Annotated in this window: 12 protein-coding genes; 3 read left to right on the top strand and 9 right to left on the bottom strand. The window is 43.1% G+C overall.

Features of this window, described 5'->3' with window-relative positions:
* Both CXF82_RS03380 and bshA read right to left on the bottom strand, forming a co-directional pair.
* Window positions 1-785, bottom strand: a 785-nt coding sequence (locus CXF82_RS03380) for a cation:dicarboxylate symporter family transporter (RefSeq protein ID WP_145991652.1), incomplete at its 3' end; no start/stop codon positions are given.
* A gap of 15 nt (window positions 786-800) precedes the next feature.
* Window positions 801-1964 (bottom strand): N-acetyl-alpha-D-glucosaminyl L-malate synthase BshA, encoded by a 1164-nt coding sequence (bshA, locus tag CXF82_RS03375; protein WP_232775136.1) that lies wholly within the window; start codon window positions 1962-1964, stop codon window positions 801-803.
* A 308-nt stretch (window positions 1965-2272) separates the two neighbouring features.
* Between bshA and CXF82_RS03370 the strand changes: the two genes are divergently transcribed.
* The 3 genes from CXF82_RS03370 (at window position 2273) to CXF82_RS03360 (ending at window position 5833) form a co-directional block, all read left to right on the top strand.
* Window positions 2273-4432, top strand: coding sequence for an LruC domain-containing protein (locus tag CXF82_RS03370; RefSeq protein ID WP_101090641.1), 2160 nt, complete (start codon window positions 2273-2275; stop codon window positions 4430-4432).
* 11 nt (window positions 4433-4443) lie between these two features.
* The gene (locus CXF82_RS03365) at window positions 4444-4959 is read left to right on the top strand and encodes a hypothetical protein (protein ID WP_102043655.1); all 516 of its coding nucleotides are present in this window, start codon (window positions 4444-4446) and stop codon (window positions 4957-4959) included.
* Between the two features lie 271 nt (window positions 4960-5230).
* Entirely contained in the window at window positions 5231-5833 is a 603-nt protein-coding gene (locus tag CXF82_RS03360) for a CIA30 family protein (RefSeq protein WP_257982719.1), read from the top strand.
* A 60-nt stretch (window positions 5834-5893) separates the two neighbouring features.
* Here the strand turns inward: CXF82_RS03360 and CXF82_RS03355 are convergent, their stop codons facing one another.
* The 7 genes from CXF82_RS03355 to CXF82_RS03325 form a co-directional block, all read right to left on the bottom strand.
* On the bottom strand, window positions 5894-6478 hold the full coding sequence (locus CXF82_RS03355) for a lipid-binding SYLF domain-containing protein (RefSeq protein WP_101090639.1): 585 nt from the start codon (window positions 6476-6478) through the stop codon (window positions 5894-5896).
* Window positions 6479-6921: 443 nt separating this feature from the next.
* Window positions 6922-7935, bottom strand: a complete 1014-nt coding sequence (locus CXF82_RS03350) for an HD-GYP domain-containing protein (RefSeq protein ID WP_101090638.1) — start codon at window positions 7933-7935, stop codon at window positions 6922-6924.
* 39 nt (window positions 7936-7974) lie between these two features.
* Window positions 7975-11550, bottom strand: coding sequence for a response regulator (locus CXF82_RS03345; protein ID WP_257982720.1), 3576 nt, complete (start codon window positions 11548-11550; stop codon window positions 7975-7977).
* A gap of 443 nt (window positions 11551-11993) precedes the next feature.
* Entirely contained in the window at window positions 11994-12698 is a 705-nt protein-coding gene (locus tag CXF82_RS22530) for a hypothetical protein (RefSeq protein ID WP_102043653.1), read from the bottom strand.
* A gap of 63 nt (window positions 12699-12761) precedes the next feature.
* On the bottom strand, window positions 12762-13829 hold the full coding sequence (locus CXF82_RS03335; protein WP_101090636.1) for a DUF2955 domain-containing protein: 1068 nt from the start codon (window positions 13827-13829) through the stop codon (window positions 12762-12764).
* Window positions 13819-14979, bottom strand: coding sequence for an HlyD family secretion protein (locus CXF82_RS03330; RefSeq protein ID WP_101090635.1), 1161 nt, complete (start codon window positions 14977-14979; stop codon window positions 13819-13821). The genes CXF82_RS03335 and CXF82_RS03330 overlap by 11 nt, the downstream gene beginning before the upstream one ends.
* Window positions 14980-15247: 268 nt before the next feature.
* On the bottom strand, window positions 15248-18529 hold the full coding sequence (locus CXF82_RS03325) for a S41 family peptidase (protein ID WP_102043652.1): 3282 nt from the start codon (window positions 18527-18529) through the stop codon (window positions 15248-15250).
* Window positions 18530-18615: the final 86 nt, after the last annotated feature.

Here is an 18615-nt window from a genome sequence, read left to right as displayed (position 1 = left end):
GTAATGTCTCGGTACGAGAAAGGGGTAATCGTCGCTAAAATCGCTGGCAATACCCAATAGGTTAAAATTATTGTCATCACCACATGAGCCACAAAATACACTTGCAGCTTTTGAAACTCCTCAAAGTCCATGGTTCCTGCCGTGGCAGCAGTCATGGCAAAAATACCAATCGGCATCAGTTTTACAATGCTTTGAGTGACCTTATTAAATGCCTCACCAAGCAGTTGCATTGGTCTCATCAAGGAATCTTTCTTGTCTATTGAGATAAGTGCAATACCGGTTGCAACACAGAACAATACTATCGCAGGGATATAACTATTAGACAGCGAGAAAAACGGATTTGAGGGAATATAGATATCTAATAGGTTAATCGAATTTGGATCTTCTAGCGCTGTTAAACTGAAGAACTCACCCGCTTGCCAGTCAGGAAAAGTATATTTTATCAGGTACATGGTTAGCAAACCAAACAACCAGATCACCAACATCAGCTTACCCACTTTAACGCCCAGCGACTTTGCTTGGACCATGGTTAAACTGCCTAAACTGGAGATAAGTGAAACGATGATATAGGGGATAATCGTCATTTGAAGCAGCTTGATAAACGCATCACCAATAACAGACATCCACGCAAGCATCTCACCAAAGAACAGCCCTGAAGCGATCCCGGCCGCAAATGACAGTAAAACCAATGTCGACATGCTCATCTTTTTTTTAGGTTTTTCTATCACCGATGTTGCGAGCTCGCTATCATCCTGTTTATCGGCTACCGTTGTTTTATCGACCATAATCAGCCTGTCCTTTTATTTGATGCTTACTTGAAGAGGCACAATGTCATCTTCAGCAATTGCGTCGTAATAGCATTCCACGTATTGACCAATTTTTTGTGCAGGGCTAAATAATGCTCTTGCTCGACGGCGACCGGCTTGCCCCATCTCTTGCTGCTTATCAGGGTCGCTCAAGATCCCTTCCATTGCTTTCGCCATCCCTAATGCATCATCCGGATCAAACATAAAGCCGCTGACGCCTTCCTCTACGACTTCCGGGACCCCATCAACATTGCTGCTGACGGTTGGTACTTCACAGGCCATCGCTTCAAGTAATACCATGCTAAATGACTCTCTATAGCTTGGTTGGATCATGCAATCAGCATTAGGGAGAAATGACTCCACATGCGTAACCGATCCCATGAAGGTGACGTGCTGCAAAATATCTAGTTTTTCACACTGCTCTTTAATCTTATCGATATAAGGCCCGCTTCCAAGTAGGACTAAACGAGCATTTACCTTTCTAAGTAGCAAGTAAAATGCCCTAACGACGGTATCGGTATTTTTAAGCGCCCTAAAATTAGAGACATGCATCACCACTTTTTCGTCATCCATTGCCATTTGTCGGCGGATATTAATGTCGGCACTTGTTGGGGTGAAAACGGCTAGATCAATGAAGTTATGAATCACTTCTATTGTTTTGTCTTTTTCAAAATGGCTATAAATATAGTTTCGTTGATAAACTGAAACCGTGGTCACTTTAGTGCTTTTATGAATACTAAATTTATTCAACGGGTAAAGTGGTTTGTCTTGACCAACAATAGTGACATCGGTGCCGTGAATAGTGGTGACGGTAGAAAATTTGTGGGTACTTATCTCACAGGCGAGATACGCACATAACGAATGCGGGATTGAGTAGTGAGCATGAACAACATCCAGTTGATATTGCTCTGCAACTTCGACTATTTTTGCAGTTAAAGCAAAGGTATATAAAGGATCAGAAAAAAGCGGATAGTTAATAGCTTCGACAGAATGAAAAAACAATCGTTGAGAATCTTCAATCAGCTTGAATGGTCTGACACTGGAAATAAAATGAACTTCATGGCCAAGCTTTGCCAAGCCAAGACCCAATTCCGTTGCAACTAAACCTGAGCCACCGATGCTGGGGTGGCACACAATCCCTATGCGCAATTTCGACATAAATTTACTACCACCTAAACAATAGTTAATAAAATGTTACGTACCGATAAAACTTAGCATTGATATAGAGTTAAGCCAAGTAGTATGAAAAATATACGCCCTCTCTTCGACCATTATTCACATGAATCCGTAGATATTAGCCCCTTTTATCCCACCCGTAGCTGTCATCTCTATTTGCAAAATGCGAATAAGAGTTCTTAAAACAAAACCAAAAACACATAAAATGTTGATAAATAATGATTTTAATTATTGGCACGGCTTATGCTCTATTCAATTTACTTTGATAACGTTACAGCGAGAGAAGCATTATGAAAATATCCAAATCTATTTCATCTAGCTGCAGTTCACCTTTAATTCTGAGCCTTCTTATATCAGCGAATGTTAATGCGTCTGAGCCATTTAGCGCTTGTCCAACAGAAGCTTTTGTCATTCAAAAACAATCAAATACTCCAAAAAGCTACGGCGTAAACTTAGCCACGGGTAGCTACACCGTATTGTCAGACGATATGGGCACAGGTAGCGGCTACAACGGTGTCGGTTTTAACTATCATGATAACTATATTTACGGTTGGGATTATTCAAATGCGACACTGGGCCGAGCTGGCGATGATTATCAAATTGCTGCTCTTAATGTTATTAAAGATGCATCCGCCGCAGCGGCAGGTAATTTTTATGTTGGTGACGTTGCGGTGACTGAAAACATTTGGTATGGATACCGTAAAGGTAAAGGGATGTTTAAAATCCCACTCGATAACCCTGCCAGTTACAACATGACAATCATTCCCGGCAGTAAGAATTTTGCCAATTATAATATTACCGATTTAGCCTTTCACCCTACTGATGGCTACGCCTACAGTATTAGCAATGGCTCTACGGGTAAGCTACTTCGCATCGATACGACTACCGCAGAAGCTACCGATTTAGGCCCAGTCATCACCTCTAATTCAGGTAACTTTATATTTGGCGCACAATTTTTTGATCCTGATGGCAACTTATATGTCAGTAATAACAGCAACGGTAATATCTACAAAGTTAACGTAGAAGAAGCATCTCCTAGTGCTGTGCTATTTGCTTATGGACCCGCCTCTTCTAGTAATGATGGCGCACGATGTGCTTTAGCCGAAGTTACCGTTGGCGAATCAGTCGATTTTGGGGATGCACCTGATTCATACGGGACACTGCTGGCATCAAATGGTGCCCGACACGCAATGTCAGACAGCCTATACCTCGGTGCCTCAGTGGATAATGAATCCGACGGATATGTCTCCCCTTTATCTGATGATGCCAGCGACAGCTCTGATGATGAGGACGGCGTTTCAATGCCAACAGGTTTTGAGCTTGGTGAAAGCGCCATATTATTGGTTACAGCAAAAGGTGGAGACGGTTACCTCAACGCTTGGTTTGACTGGAACCAAAATGGCGCTTTTGATTTAGAAGAACAGATCATTTTGGGCGAACCGCTCGATAACGGTATCAATACTATCAGTATTGAAGTACCCACTTGGGCTAAAGAGGGACCCACTTGGGCACGTTTTCGTTTAAGTACCCAACAAGATATCACTGCAACAGGCGGAGTCGGAGATGGCGAAGTTGAAGACTACGCCGTTACTCTCACTGAAACAGGCGTTACCATCAACTACTACCCTTCATCGTCAACTTATACCACCCTCGCTTATGAGGATCTGTACCCAGATCAAGGTGACTTCGATATGAATGACGTAGTGGTACAGCTGCGTATTATTGAATATGTTAAAGACAATAAAGTGCGACGTATCGGCTTCAAAGCGCAACTGGCTGCAATGGGAGCCGCTTACCACAATGGATTTGGTGTGCATCTGCCTGGCGTTGGTCGCAATAAAATTAAAGAGTCTTTAATTAATTGGACTATTGATGACATTGCACAAGATAGTTCGCCGTTAGAGACCGGGCAAACCAACGCAGTTTTTATCTTCACTCAAGATTTATCTGATTACGTCACGCTTGAACAAGGCTGCGAATTTCTACGCACCGAAACAGGCTGTGAGAGTGCTTTCAGAACCACATGGTCACTTGATATCCCATTTGACAGCCCTGTGTCTGAGAGTGTCATTCCAGCATTCCCTTATGACCCATTCATCTTTGCCACGCCAAATACCGATCATGGCTCTGCGGCTAAAAATGCAGTGGGAGCAAACCCTGGTCGTCAACTGGAAGTTCATCTGAAAAACCAAGCCCCTACAGATAAGTTCTCCAGCAATTACTTTGGTTACAGAGAAGATGCTTCCGACCCTAGCGCTGGTCAATACTTCCAGAATAAAAATGGCATGGCTTGGGCAATTGAAATACCTGTCACCTGGAAGCACCCAAAAGAAAATCAACGCTTAGACAACGCTTATACCGAGTTTGTTGATTTTGCCGCCGACAACACGGGTACCACCAATCCAACTTGGTATGAAAATGCTAATCAAGCACTGATCTTTAACGATTAATGGAGAATGTCATGAAAACTCAACTTATAAAATTTATCTCAATGCCAAGCAGTCTAGTCGCATTCTCCTTTATTACTCTTACTGCATGCGGTGGCGGCGGCGGTGATGGTGATAGCCCAACACCTGCACCTGTGGCGGTGACGCCAACACCAATAACGCCACCGGTGACACCAGATCCAGAACCAGCACCAGATCCAACGTCACTAGATGACTTAGTAGTCGATGCCGACAACGTAATGCAGGCTGCTTATATGCTAACCATCAACGTAGATAAAAGTAATCAAAGTCGTGGCTATTTTTCACTCTGTGATGATTATCAGAATCAAGCAGGAAGCTATACAGTTAACTTCGACTCCTGCCTATTTAGAGGCCCACTGAGCGACGGTAAGATCAGTAAACAGCTAAAAATTGCTAATCATGAGAGTCAATTAATTGCAGTTATCTGGTTCTATGAAGGTCAAAATCCACAATATCAGGAGTGGAGTTATATGGCCGATAACGAGGAACAAGTACTCACCATGAACTAACACCTCCCGGTAACAGCCACTTTTACAGCGATGTGCAACACCATGCATCGCTGTAATTTTTTGCCTTAGGTTATCTCACAAAGCTTAACTGGATTTTATATTACAGCCCTGAATATTAGGCAATACTAAAACGCTAGCTTCGCATTATGCATTTCGAGTTCAAGTTTACAAAAATAACAAACCTTGAATTTGACTCATATCGCTGCTCATTGAGTCATCCAAATGGGCGGCTTCAACGTATTGCTAATAAAGCCTTCAGCATGAGATTTTTATGCCTAGATTAATACCTAGCTTAATCGGCTATATTAAGATGTTTTTAAGCGCCAAAACAAAACGATACTCTGCAGCCAATATTGCATTACTAATAGGCAGTCTAACCATGAGTTTAATCAGTTACGCCAAGCCACTCGTCCTAGAAACCGCTGATAAATGGAACATCATTAATGATTCTGTTATGGGCGGGATATCGACAAGCTCAATCATTAATGATGGTGATATAGCCACTTTTAGTGGTGATTTATCGCTAGAGCGTAATGGTGGATTTGCCTCTACTCGAGCGAGTTTATCGAGTCCGTTGCCGCCAGAAGTACAACAGATAAAAATACGAGTAAAAGGTGATGGAAGAGAGTATCAGCTGCGACTTCGCACTGATGATAAAAGGGATTCTATCGCTTACACACGCCCCTTTAAAACAGAAAAAAACCAATGGCTAGCATTGAGCTTTCACGCAAAAGAGTTTGTAGCGGTGTTTAGAGGACGAACGATTAGTGCTCCGGATCTAAGACTGGACAATATTAAGCAGGTAGGTTTTTTACTCGCTGATAAGCAGCCAGGTAAATTCTCGCTTTCATTTAAAGCTCTTGAAGTGGAATAAGCCATCTCTTTAAAGCAAAAAAGCCAGGTTGTTAACCTGGCATTCTCATGTTAAACCCGCTTACTTTTCTTTCTCAATGAAATCATCAGTAAAGTCTGTTTCCCAATATTTATAACCTTGGACCGTCGCCTGCGCCGCTGCGCCCATTAAGTTAACTTGGTAGGTTTTGACTCCTGAGATATCGACAGATTGATTTGCCGATGCTTGATCGCCACTTTCATCATACTTAGCACTGGCTTCAGCCTGTGCTTGACCTTCATAACCGGACTCTTTATAACGTGTCAAAGGCTCCTTATTCATGAAAGCTTGAACGAATGCGAGTTGCTTCCAACCAATGCCTGCGCCAACGCCACCGGTTGCAAATCGATAATAGGATTTTTTGCCTCCCTCATGTAAAACGCAAACGCCACCACCGGTAGACAGTGCAAATAGATAAGTATTACTTCCAGTACAAACAACATAACCGACTGACTCAGCGACTGCTGACTTGGCTTCTGGGTGCTCCTTATAGATCTCTTGTAATGCAGCTTGAGTCTCTTCACGAGCATTCATCTTTTTATCATCGGGAGTGTTTCCCGTTGCGCAACCTACAAGTACCGCTGGAACTAGAATTGCCGCAAGCTTAAGTTTATTCAGTTGGAACATAGTTTTATCCTTTTGGTAAAACAAAAGAGCGTACAAACTCGCACGCGCATAAAAAGTGACATCAGCTAAAAACTTGGATTCAGGTATATAAGCTATAGCACAAGAATCAAGTTATTGATTCGACTATATATCACTCTCTTGCTTAACCAATGTTGAATCACTTTAACTAACATCTTAGGCGCAACTGCATTGGTAACCTTACAACTCAGTAATGCTGCTGGTTGTGGCGCTATACGGTAAAATTGATGGGATATTTAAAAATAAGCACATCCTCACTAAAAATGCACTTTTATTCATTAGAACTACTTTTATAAACAGCTGCTATTTTATCGTCAATTTACGATTGCAACTCTCAGCATTTAAAAAGCATTACCCATAACGACTGAACGCTTAAGTAATGATTGCTAGCCAGTAAACTGAGATACCTAAGTGGATAGTGACCCTTAATCTTTAAAGGATTCCATAATCTCTGTCACTTCATCAATATGCTCGATAAATAATGGCACTAATTGTGGATCGAAATGCTCACCGGCTTCTTGTTGCAGTAACGATACCGCATCTTGTACAGTCCATGCTCGCTTATAAGGTCGCTCGCTAGTAAGCGCATCAAACACATCTGCAATCGCCACGATACGACCTATACGAGGAATATTCTCCCCTTTTAATCCGTTTGGATAACCTGCACCGTTCCATTTTTCATGGTGGCTAATGGCCACTATCTTGGCCATTTGTAACAGTTCTGATTCATTGTCACCGATGATCTCAGCCCCAATTTGAGCATGCTTTTTCATCTCAATAAACTCTTCATCCGTCAGCTTGCCAGGCTTACGTAATATCGCATCATTGATACCTATTTTACCAATATCGTGCATCGGCGCCGCTGCCATTAACATATCAGCATCGGCTTCACACATTCCTGCGGCTTTAGCCAATATATGGGTGTAATGACTCATTCTAATGACGTGCATACCTGTTTCATTATCTTTGTATTCAGCTGCTCGTCCTAACTTTTGAATGACTTTTAATTGCGTATCGGCAAGCTCCGCAGTCTTTTGTTTAACCTTAATGGCTAACTCTCTACTTTGGTTAAAAAGCGCTAACTGAGTGCGTACTCTTTGCATCACTATCGGTGGGTTAAATGGCTTAGTGATGTAATCAACAGCGCCCAGTTCCAACCCTCTTAATTCATCCTCAGCGGTGATTTTTGCGGTAACAAAAATGATAGGAATATGGCGGGTGGTATGATCGTTTTTAAGGCGTCTGCACACCTCAAAACCATCAATGCCTGGCATCATAATATCGAGTAATATCAAATCCAAAGGTGACTTATTAGCGATTTTAAGTGCTATCTCGCCACTTTTAGCCACTTTTACATGATAATCATCCTTTAACATACCCGCTAAAACATCAATGTTAGCCGGTGTATCATCGACGACGAGTAAGGTTTGTAGTTCCATCACATCCTTCCTATATCGTTAAAAATCTAAGAGTTCAGTTCAGCTCATCTCGTTAGCAACAAGAGTTTGCATCTGTATTGCCACTTTTAATGCCTCATCAAACTCATAATCATCTAACTGTTTCTCTAATTTTTTAAACAAGTTTAATAGTGGCTTAGACGCCAAAATTGAGCGTTGTTCAGCGATCAGTTCTGTGGCTGCTATATCAAAATCGTTGAGCATATCGATAAGTTTATTCAGAACCTCTGCCGCTTTTCCAGCATCAAACTGAGTGGCAATATCAACCACTACCGACTCCGCTAACCGCACTGTTATTTCGCTACAGACTAGCGCAAGTTCCTCCACTAATAATGGATAAGTTTCGCTAGCGGTGATATCAGATGCTTTATCCTGTGCATGCTCTGAATCTTGCTCTAAGCTCTCTGCAAGTTTAGTCAACTTTAGCGCACCAATCGCCCCCGACACGCTTTTTAATGTATGAACAAGCCTCGCCGTGGTCACCGAGTCATTAGCAGATAAACTGGCATTAACCTGCGCTGAAAAATCCTGTTGCCCGCTAACAAATTTATGCAACAGCTTTTTGTATAGACGACTTTTATCCTGAGTACGACTTAAACCGAGCTGCGTATCGATATGTTTAAACAGACCAAAATCCACCTCGTTATCCGCTTCATTTTGAACATGTCCGTGCAACAACGCCGGATTTTTAGGCGTTACCCATTTCGCAATGGTAACGAACAACTCATCGACATTAAGTGGCTTGGGAATGTGATCATTCATACCTGCATCGAGCGCTTTTTCTCTGTCACCCGCCATCGCATTCGCCGTCATGGCCAGCACCGGCAAATGTTCAAACTGCGCTTGTGCGCGAATATGTCGAGTGGCAGTATACCCGTCCATTATTGGCATTTGGCAATCCATCAACACGCCATCAAATTCCTCTTTCGCGAGGTAATCGAGCGCTTCTTGACCATCGTTTGCCAGTACAGAGCTAATACCATTACTGGTTAGCAACTCAACAATCAACTCCTGATTTAAGTCGTTATCTTCAGCAACCAATAACTTGGCTCCAGCGAGTTGAGCCAAGGCGGTATCCACCCGTGTTTGTCTTTGGCTTAAGCGAGTCTGTTTTCGCGGCGCAAAACCTAAAGCGGGTAGTAGTGCATCCCATAGCGTTGACTGCGTTACAGGCTTAGTCAACACTGCGTCAATCGTCACATTTGCAGCATCCAGCAATAGCTCCTCTTTACCGTAGGCTGTCACCATCACCACATGGGGCGTTATCGACGCTGGAAGCTGCTCTATAAATCGAGCAACCTCAATGCCATCAAGCTTTGGCATTTTCCAATCAAGCAAAGCAAGTTGGTAGGGTGACGCTTCACTTGCTTTAAGCATTTCAACAGCTTCCATACCATCTTTAGCATAATCAACTTGCACTTTTAACGTTGACAACATCGCTAATAAAATCTCTCGAGAACTGGCGTTATCTTCAACGAGTAACACTCGAACATCTTCCAAATTCCCTTGATAAATCGGCGCGGTGTCATGATGTTCGACAATTGGGAATGCACATTCAAAATAGAAACGACTGCCGATATCTAACTCGCTGGAAACGCCAATTTCACCTCCCATCAAATCTGCTAGGTTTTTACATATCGCAAGCCCTAATCCAGTACCACCATATTTTCTGGTGGTTGACGCATCAGCTTGTGAAAATGGTTTAAAAAGATCCTGTTGTTGCTCAAGCGTCATGCCAATACCACTGTCAGTGACTGAGAATTTAAGGGTGATCTCATCATCTGCCAGTGATTCAGTATTGACCGCAAGAATGACGCTACCCTTTTCGGTGAACTTAACGGCATTATTCGTGAGGTTGGTCAGTATCTGCGCTAACCGGAGCGGGTCTCCTTTCAACATTGTCGGGATAGTCGGGTCAATATCAAATAGTAGCTCTAACTCTTTTTCGGCCGCCTTAATCCCTATCAAATTAATAATGTCATCGAGCACATCTTCTAGTCTGAAATTAATGGTTTCAAGGTCCAGTTTACCCGCTTCAATTTTAGAGAAATCGAGAATATCGTTAATGATCCCCAGCAGTGATTGGGCGGAGCGATGGGACTTATCGATATAGTTGTACTGTTGACGCGTCAGCTCCGTTTTTAAAGCAAGATGTGTCATACCAATAATCGCATTCATTGGGGTACGAATTTCATGACTCATATTGGCTAAGAAATCTCCCTTAGCCCGGTTGGCATCATCCGCTTTTTCAATGGCCGAGGCTAACTCCCGCTGCAGCTCTTTCGACTCGTTAATATTAAGATGCACGCCACTAATTCGGCCAGCATATCCATCTTCGGTATAGTGATGAACTTGGCCAATGCTCATTATCCAGTCATAACTACCATCTTTTCTGCGCATTCTAAATTCACGTTTCAAGATCTGTGGGTTCGACTGAGTCTGTGCTCTTAAGTGATCAACGACGAGTGCCTTGTCATCTGAGTGTATTAACTGCAGCCATGTCTGCTCACCATTAGTCAGCGCTGACCATTGGTCGTCATCAATACAAAGATCCTGTACATCGTAACCAAGCATATTGGCATACATACGATTAATGACCACTTTGTTGTCTTTCGGGTAGTAGTCCCACATCCCCATCCGCGCACTTTCCGCTGCCACCGTGAGCTTGTCTTCAGATAGATGTAATCTATTTTCAGCAAGTTTTTGTTCGGTAATATCAAAGATAGTACCATCAAAATAACAAGCGTTATCTACGGTATCCTGGACAAATTGGGCTTTAATCTGTAGAAAGCGAAGCTCATCTGACGCGGTAATAATACGCACATCTCGAGTCACAAAACTGTGTGTTTTATATGCTTTACTTAGCGCTTTTCTAAGCAGAATCATATCTTCTTTAACAACCATGTCAGCAAAGCTTAACCGTGGATTCTCGCCGAGGAAATCACTATCTTGGTAGCCAGTAACGACTTCAACATTTGGACTTAGGTACTCCAATTTGTAATCAATGCCGTCGGCGATATTAATTTTATAGCGGTATACCACGCCTTGAATATTTTCCAGTAACACCTGGTATTGCTGCTGATTTTCTAACATTTCTAACCGAACATTTTCCTGCTCGCTAATATCCAATAATGAGAAACGAACCTCAGTCACTTTTCTTTCACTATCAAAAGCAAGATCGGTTGATATTGAAACAAACATCACCTTTTCATTAGCATCATACAGTTGTACACGGGTATCTTGGGTGTTAATGCCCTTTAACGCTTGCTGATAAACATCATCAATTAGACGGTTTTCTTCTGTTGCAATATCGCGCCAATTTAGGCGACTAAACTCTTCTCTTTCAATGCCTGCCAATAGAGAAAATTGTCGATTATGTTTTATAAAATTGCCGTTAGGACCCACAGAGGCATAGGCCACCACCGAATTTTCGTAAAGATCCCATAAGGCCTCTTCCCTATCTTTAAGCTCCTTGGTTCTGAGATTAATCTGGCGCTCAAGATTTTCATTATCGACCTGCAACCTGTCATGCACCAATCGACCTATCTTTACCCCACCAAATGACAGCAACACACACAGCAGCACAATCGCCGCCATAATCCCAATGATGATATTTTTAAAGAAGAAGTAGTTACTTGCAGCCTCTTCCAAATCCATTTCAGTGATAACACCAAAACCATAACGACTATCCCAATGCCAGGCGCCAATAACCTCTTTACCACGGTAATCTCGATAGCCTTTGTAGTTGTGACCATCCATGCGAATACTTAACTGATTAGCGCTATAAGTTAACGGCTTATCATTATGCTCAGCGCTTGCAGGCCTCTCAGGCGTAAGTATTTTTCCGGGATTGGTCACTCTAAGGTTTAATACGGACATCTGCCCAGGTTGCACCAATCCAAGCGATTGAAGTTCTTTTTCAAAACGGCTATGAGATAATATGTAACCTTCATGCGACACAAAATAGGACTCGCCGGTTTTGCCAACCCCTGCACTTTCGGCTAGCTTGGCAAACTCGATATAAGGATCAATACGCAACATTAACACTGCCAACACTTTGCCTTTAGCATCTCGAATCGGACTGAGGACGAACATGGTTGGCGTTTGTGTTTGCTCAATACCATACGGATTTGCCAGTACGACTTCAGAACGTATTGGTGCCGTAATGACCGTTTCTCCCGCAACTGCACGGGCAAATATTTTAGGCACTTTTCGCGCGACAATATTTTTTTTGCTATGTTTTCATCTCTTGTCGATGACAGATTAATCCCCTCTAAAGAGGTGATGAAAAATCCTAAAGAGCCGAAAGAGCTGCTATATCTTTCATAGGCTTCTCGCGACCATATTAGATTATCGCTTTCAATTAAGCTGTCATAAGCTTCAGACTCTGTAATTAACTCTAAGGTTCGGTTTTGTAGTAGCGGGTTGCTCGACACTGCGGTGATGCGAGACTCCCAGCCTTTCACCCAGGAACTTAAGGCAACATCTGTGGTTTTCGTTAATGTTCTTAGCGCCTCACCACTTTTATTAACCTCATGATCATAGGTAATAGATAATCCTATAGCACCGACTAACTGCAGAATGAGGGTGAATACCAGCAGTGAAAGGCCAGCAAATATACGGTTTTTTCTTAGCTTGAAAAAGATTGAGATATCTTGATTTACAGCACGTTTGAGCTGCAAAAATAGCCCAAGGAGTAGAATAAATAAGCCTAATAGGGTGATACCGATAAAGACATTTTCCATTACCTATAGACTCCTTTACGCTGGCACGACTCAAGCCATTATTTAATTAATAAAGACTCATTATTAGAGACTATTTCTCTTGTTTAAGAATTTCCAATCTCTTGATTCTAAGTAGAAAGAGGCAAATACCATGTACACACCAACAAAGAAAAGTTGCAATATTCTAAGATAGAAATTGACCGCGACATCTTTGTCTGTAGAAGACACTGTCGAGCCAACAACAACTAATAGTGCAGAAAGGATGCCTGCAAACAATGGTGCTTTAGTGGGATCTGCGTATATTTTCTGGCCGAAGATCAGCGCCGCAAGCATCGACATACCTATGTAGAATGGCAACTCTGGCACTATCGTCAATAAGTTATAAAAAACAATCGCCAGCGCTCCGCCGATACCGTTAGTCACCAGTAAAAACAAACTGACTTTAATGCTCTTCGCACCTGCCGCCTGCAATGACAGGATTGCAATAAAAATCATGGTCAGTAACGCACCTGAGATCTCTAAAAAATAGAAAAAACAGATCACAGGGAAGGCCAAAATCAGCGCTCGAAAAGCTTCATGAGTACGTTCATCATGACTTTGTTCAGCCCCTGCCAACGACTCCCTCTCAGGAGAAAGATCCGGCAGTAGAACGTGCAGCAGTGCAAAGATGCTAACCGCAACTACCCCAGAAAAACTCAATCCAACGCCCACCATCAGTGATGCGCCAGGCTGCAATAAACCAAGGTAAGGTAATAATAGCGTTGCTACGATAAAAATCGTCGCAAAGAAATTCCACTTGGGGTTGCTAAAGAGGTAATAAGCCCAAAGCATCATCATTGCGAGTAAGGGCAGTAATACCGCAGGATATTGCGTCGGGCCAAAACTCACCAACCAAGCAATAGCGATGGTACAGATCATCGAGATCAGTAGTTCATAGACGGTTTGCACTGTTGGCTCTTTTCTATCAACCAAAAATTTGGCAACGAAAACCGGCACGATAAACGCTAACGGCCAAGCCCAGATAGATGAAATGGCCACAGCAAGACCAATTCCGAGGGTAAACCTAAGCACTCTACGCGTATAAATAGCCTCGTCGAGTGCTTCCTTATTAGCAGCAGCTATAAGCGCCTGCTCGCGGACACTATCTGACATAAGAGAACCAACTTGACACTCGGATCCAAGCGCGGCCAAATAGGTTAATCAATGAGTTATCTTTTGTGTAAACAATCACATCAGCTTGGCCACCCACTCGGCGTAACCCAACAGCTTCCTCTTTTGATAATACAATAGTGACTGGAAATCGTTGCGATTGTCTGAGCCAGCCCGTTTGACCAGAGATCTGTGCGAGCTTGCCTGTCTCTTCACTTTGTCCCCAATCAATACCGTAATCAATGCTACCCACAGTGGCTTTAAAAACTTCCCCTGGCGCATAATCCAAAGCGAACTCAACTTCATCACCAGCGGAAATATTACCCAAACTATTTTCTCTAAAATAAGCTTCAATCCAAACATCTTCTGAAGAGATAAAAGTCATTATTGGCTGGCCAGCGTTAGCATATATCCCCTCTTTCAATCTGAAGTTAGAGGCAACACCATCGGTAGGCGCGGTAATGGAAGTGCGTTGTAAATTGAGTTGGGCTTTTTCTAAGCTAAGCAGCGCAGATTTAACATTGGTATTATTTTCGCCTTCGGCGCCTAAGCGTTCCTTAGCCTTTGCTAAGTCCGCCTTTGCACTGGCCACGCCCGCCTCCGCTTTGGTTAATTCCGCTCGAGCATTGTCAGCATCCGCTTGTGACATGACTTGCTTTTCGACCATGGTAAAAATTCGCTTTGACTGCACTTTTGCATTTGTATAATTCGCCTGAGCATTGGTCACTTTCGCTTGCGCCGCTGCAACGTTTGCCGTTTGTGCCCCAACATTCTGGCCCGCCTTCTTCAAAGACTGCTCAGCTTGTTCTAGTGCAATTTCATAATCGGTAGTGTCAATCTTTGCCAGTACATCACCCGCCTTAATAAAGGTATTAGGTGTAGCCAAAATTTCTATAATCTCACCCGAAACCTGTGGGCTAATAGGGACGACATAGCCACGAATACGGCCTAAATCTGTTGAAGGAATAAAGCGGTCTGCAATTAAATGAAATACAAACAGAAAACTAACAATAATTAAAATGATATTGGTCGCTTTACGAATTTTATTGCTCTTTTGCTCAACGGGTTGACTGCTTTCTATCGGTGCGTTTTCGGCCTGCGAGCTTTCAGTCTGTAGCGCCTGTTCTTCAGCCGTAGCCTTTTGTTCCGTCATATTAATCCCTATGCATAATCGGTGCTTTATACGCCAAAAAGAGCCATTGACGCGGGCTTGTTTTTAACCAGTTTAGTGTTAAAAATGCATAAAACTCAATATCTTTCTTAAATAAACTCGCTTCGATAGGGCGATGGTACTTAACAACTTAAAGAATGCATTGATTAGGAGGGAGTTGCCTTGCAAAAAAAAGAGCGTTATCAACCTGGGAACTACTTGGTCAATAACGCTCGAAACACTTAAATATGATAGATACGGCAGACTAAAATTAGTGAGCTTGTTTTACGTCCTCAGCCATACCTTTAACCGGTAAGACGTTCGGCACAAAATTGACTTTGGGTTGTTTCTTTAACGCTTGCTGTAAGTAATCCATCGCCTTTTCAAGCTGGGCATCTTTGCCAGTAAACGTGGCGTATGGCAGGTTATCGACTTCGATGTCTGGACTCACGCCACGACCTTCAATAATCCAACTACCGTCCATTGCATATTGCGGATACTCGGCAACACGTGCCATGCCTTTATCTGTTAATGAATTTCTCCCAGACAACCATACTCCAGCACCTGCGGTTTGCTTCCCGATAAGTGGTGCAATACCCAACGCTTTAACACCTGCTGAGAAGGTTTCACCATCTGAATAGGTCAGTTGATCGGTTAACACCACTAATTGGCCATTAAAGGTTTGCTGCATGTTACCTGATGGTGTGCCGTGAGTCGGCGCCCAAAATGCCCATGTCCGTCTAAGTAGTTTTTCAATTATCCAACTATCAATATTGCCACCTCGGTTACGGCGAACATCGATAATCAATCCATCTTTATCATAATTGGCGTAGAATTCACGCGCGAAGCTGGCGATATCACCACTGCCCATAGCGTAAAGATGCAGGTAACCAATTTTGCCATCGCTCGCATCATTTACAGCGCTACTGTTATGAGTCACCCAATCTAGATATCTGAATTTGGCGTTGGCAGATGCACTGATAGGTTTAACGATAGTTTGGTGTGTTTTATTGCCACGTTTAAGTAACAACAGCACCTGCTTTGCGCTTTGATTGCGAATAAGGCGAGTCACATCAGCAATATTATTTAAGGTCTTACCATTAATAGCTAAAATAACATCACCCACTTTTGCGTCTACACCCATCTTATTTAACGGCGCAGCTTGTGATGGTATCTCTGGATCGCCTTGGTAAATATGCTCAATAACCACACCGGCTTTAGTCTGCTCTAGACGGGCACCTAAGCTAGCCGATCTGGCCTTTTTAGGATCTTTTGCAAAATCACCGCCGCGCACTTGTGAGTGCAGAGAGTTCAACTCTCCCATCATCATTTTAAAGATATCATTGAGTTCATGACGATCAGTTAAGCGGTCAACTAAGGGTTGGTATTTGAGCTTGGTTTGCTGCCAATCAACACCGCGCATCTTTTTGTCGTAGAACGAATCTCGATGCATTAACCACGCATCCTCAAAAATTTGCTGCCATTCTGCTGCAGGTTGTATTGCTAACTGCCAGTTTTGCGTCTGCACCTTGGTGTGGTCGAGCTCTTTTGGCAGTTTGTCACCCGCATCAACAATCAACATCTCCTTCCCTTGCTTTGATTGCTTGCGGATAAACAGTTTTTTACTGTCGACAGATAATGTATATGAGCCTACATCTTTAGAAAATGTTTCTACCTTAGGGCCTAAAGCGGCAAACTTAACCACTTTCAACGATGATTTACGGCTACTCACGTCTTTGTCCAGTAAGTACAGTTTATCTTCGCTCAATTGCAGTGAGGAATAATTTCCCGCAGGCACTGGTACTTGCCATAACCTTGAAGACAAACCATCCCAATCAACCTGCGTTTCAGCCTTGTCGTCGCTATCTTTTTTAGGCTCACTCAATAGCTCATTAGGCTTTTGAAAGGCAAAACGAGCCTTGTTATTAAGTGCAATAGCAAAAATCTGCGTACGTTTGTTGAACATTGGTCCCAAATTTCTATCGCCCCAAGGCGAACTAGGGGTGGACACAAACTTACGGTTTGAAAGGAAGTATAGCCAATCTCCGTCTTTACTAAAGCTAGGTGAAAACGACTCATATTTATCGGTAGTGATCGATTGAGCTTTATCCTTTTTAAGCGAATAAAGTACGATCTGTGGACGCGCTTTACCTAATTCAGCTTTGGTTAAAGCCATAAACTGGCTGTCAGCGGACCAAACAATATCTGCATATGGGCCTAAGCCTTCACCTTGAGTAATGATCTTTTGGTTTCGAGACTTTTTTAAATCTAACAGCCAAACATTGCCATCATAATCATCGTGTGCCAAATAACGTCCATTTGGCGACAGATGCAGATCCATGCGCAGTGCTTTGCCATTTTTGGTTAACTGTTTACGCTTATCGCTGCCATTTGCGGCAAACTGCCAGATCTCCTGCTCGCCGCTAATATCACTAATACCATAAACCCACTTACCATCTTTGCTCATGAGCGCATTGCGGATCCGGCTATCTCCTGGCAGGGCAATTTCAACGAGCCTTTGACCGTCCGTTGACGCGACAACCACATGGCTGCGAGCCGTGATAACCACTTTATCACCTTGCGGTGTTAACCTGGTCGAAGTTGCGTACTTCATCGGCTCAGTGACCCAATGCTCACGCTTATAGGCAAAGTCGGAGGTAAGCTCTATATCAACCGCTATCTCTTTATTTGCCACGAGATCAAATAACTTAATATCGGCGCCTTGTTGGAATACAATGCGGCCTTCGTTGAGTTTGGCACTTCTTACCTGCCACTCTTTATAATGCGTGTGTTGCTGCAGATCTTTGCCATCGATTGACATAGACCAGATATTGTCATTACCGTCGCTATCGCTGATAAAATACAAGCGAGATTGCCACAACATAGGTTGTCTAACTGAGCCATCATGTGTCGCTGCGAGCTGCTGCGCTTCTTGCTTCTCGCCTAATTTAAAACGCCAAAGCTCTCCTTTAGCGCCGCCTCGATAAACCTTAGCGTTGTCGCCTGTGGTTTGTAGGCCAAAACGAGTGAAATACACATACTCGTTTTGCTCGTCAATAACACCTTCTATCGCATCTGCTAGCGGTAAGTCAGTGGTCACTAAACTCAAGGGATCAACCGTGCGTAATACCCAGTAATTGGCGGGACCAAAGGCATTATCAGTGGCATAAAGCACTTTGCCATCACTCGTCCAGCCTTGCACTCTCACACGAGAGTTTTCGAAACTAACGCGCTTGGCTTGCCCCCCTTCAATGGCAATAACATAGACTTCAGACGAACCTTCATAGTTAGCAACGTACGCAACAAACTTGCCATCGCGAGATATTGTCGCACCTAATTCTTCAGCCGGTAAACTGGTTAAGCGCCTCGCTTTTGACTCTCCAAGACCTTTAGTCCAAAGGTCGCCTTCTGCTGTAAAGACTAAGGTTTGCTGATTTAACGCTGGCGAACGAAAATAACCGGCTTTATCGCTAGCATCAGAAGCAAATGTAGGAGCTATATTGATAGTGCCAAGGGCTAACATGCAACAGGCAAGTGAGTGACAAAGTTTCATCTAAAGAAGCCATCCTATTGTTATTTTTATTAATTGAGAGCAATCCAAGCCAAACAAAATAGCAAACTTTTAGCTACGCTTCAGTA

The organism is Shewanella sp. GutDb-MelDb (genome assembly GCF_002836075.1).
GTDB lineage: Bacteria > Pseudomonadota > Gammaproteobacteria > Enterobacterales > Shewanellaceae > Shewanella.
This window is presented reverse-complemented; position numbering and strand designations above follow the sequence as displayed.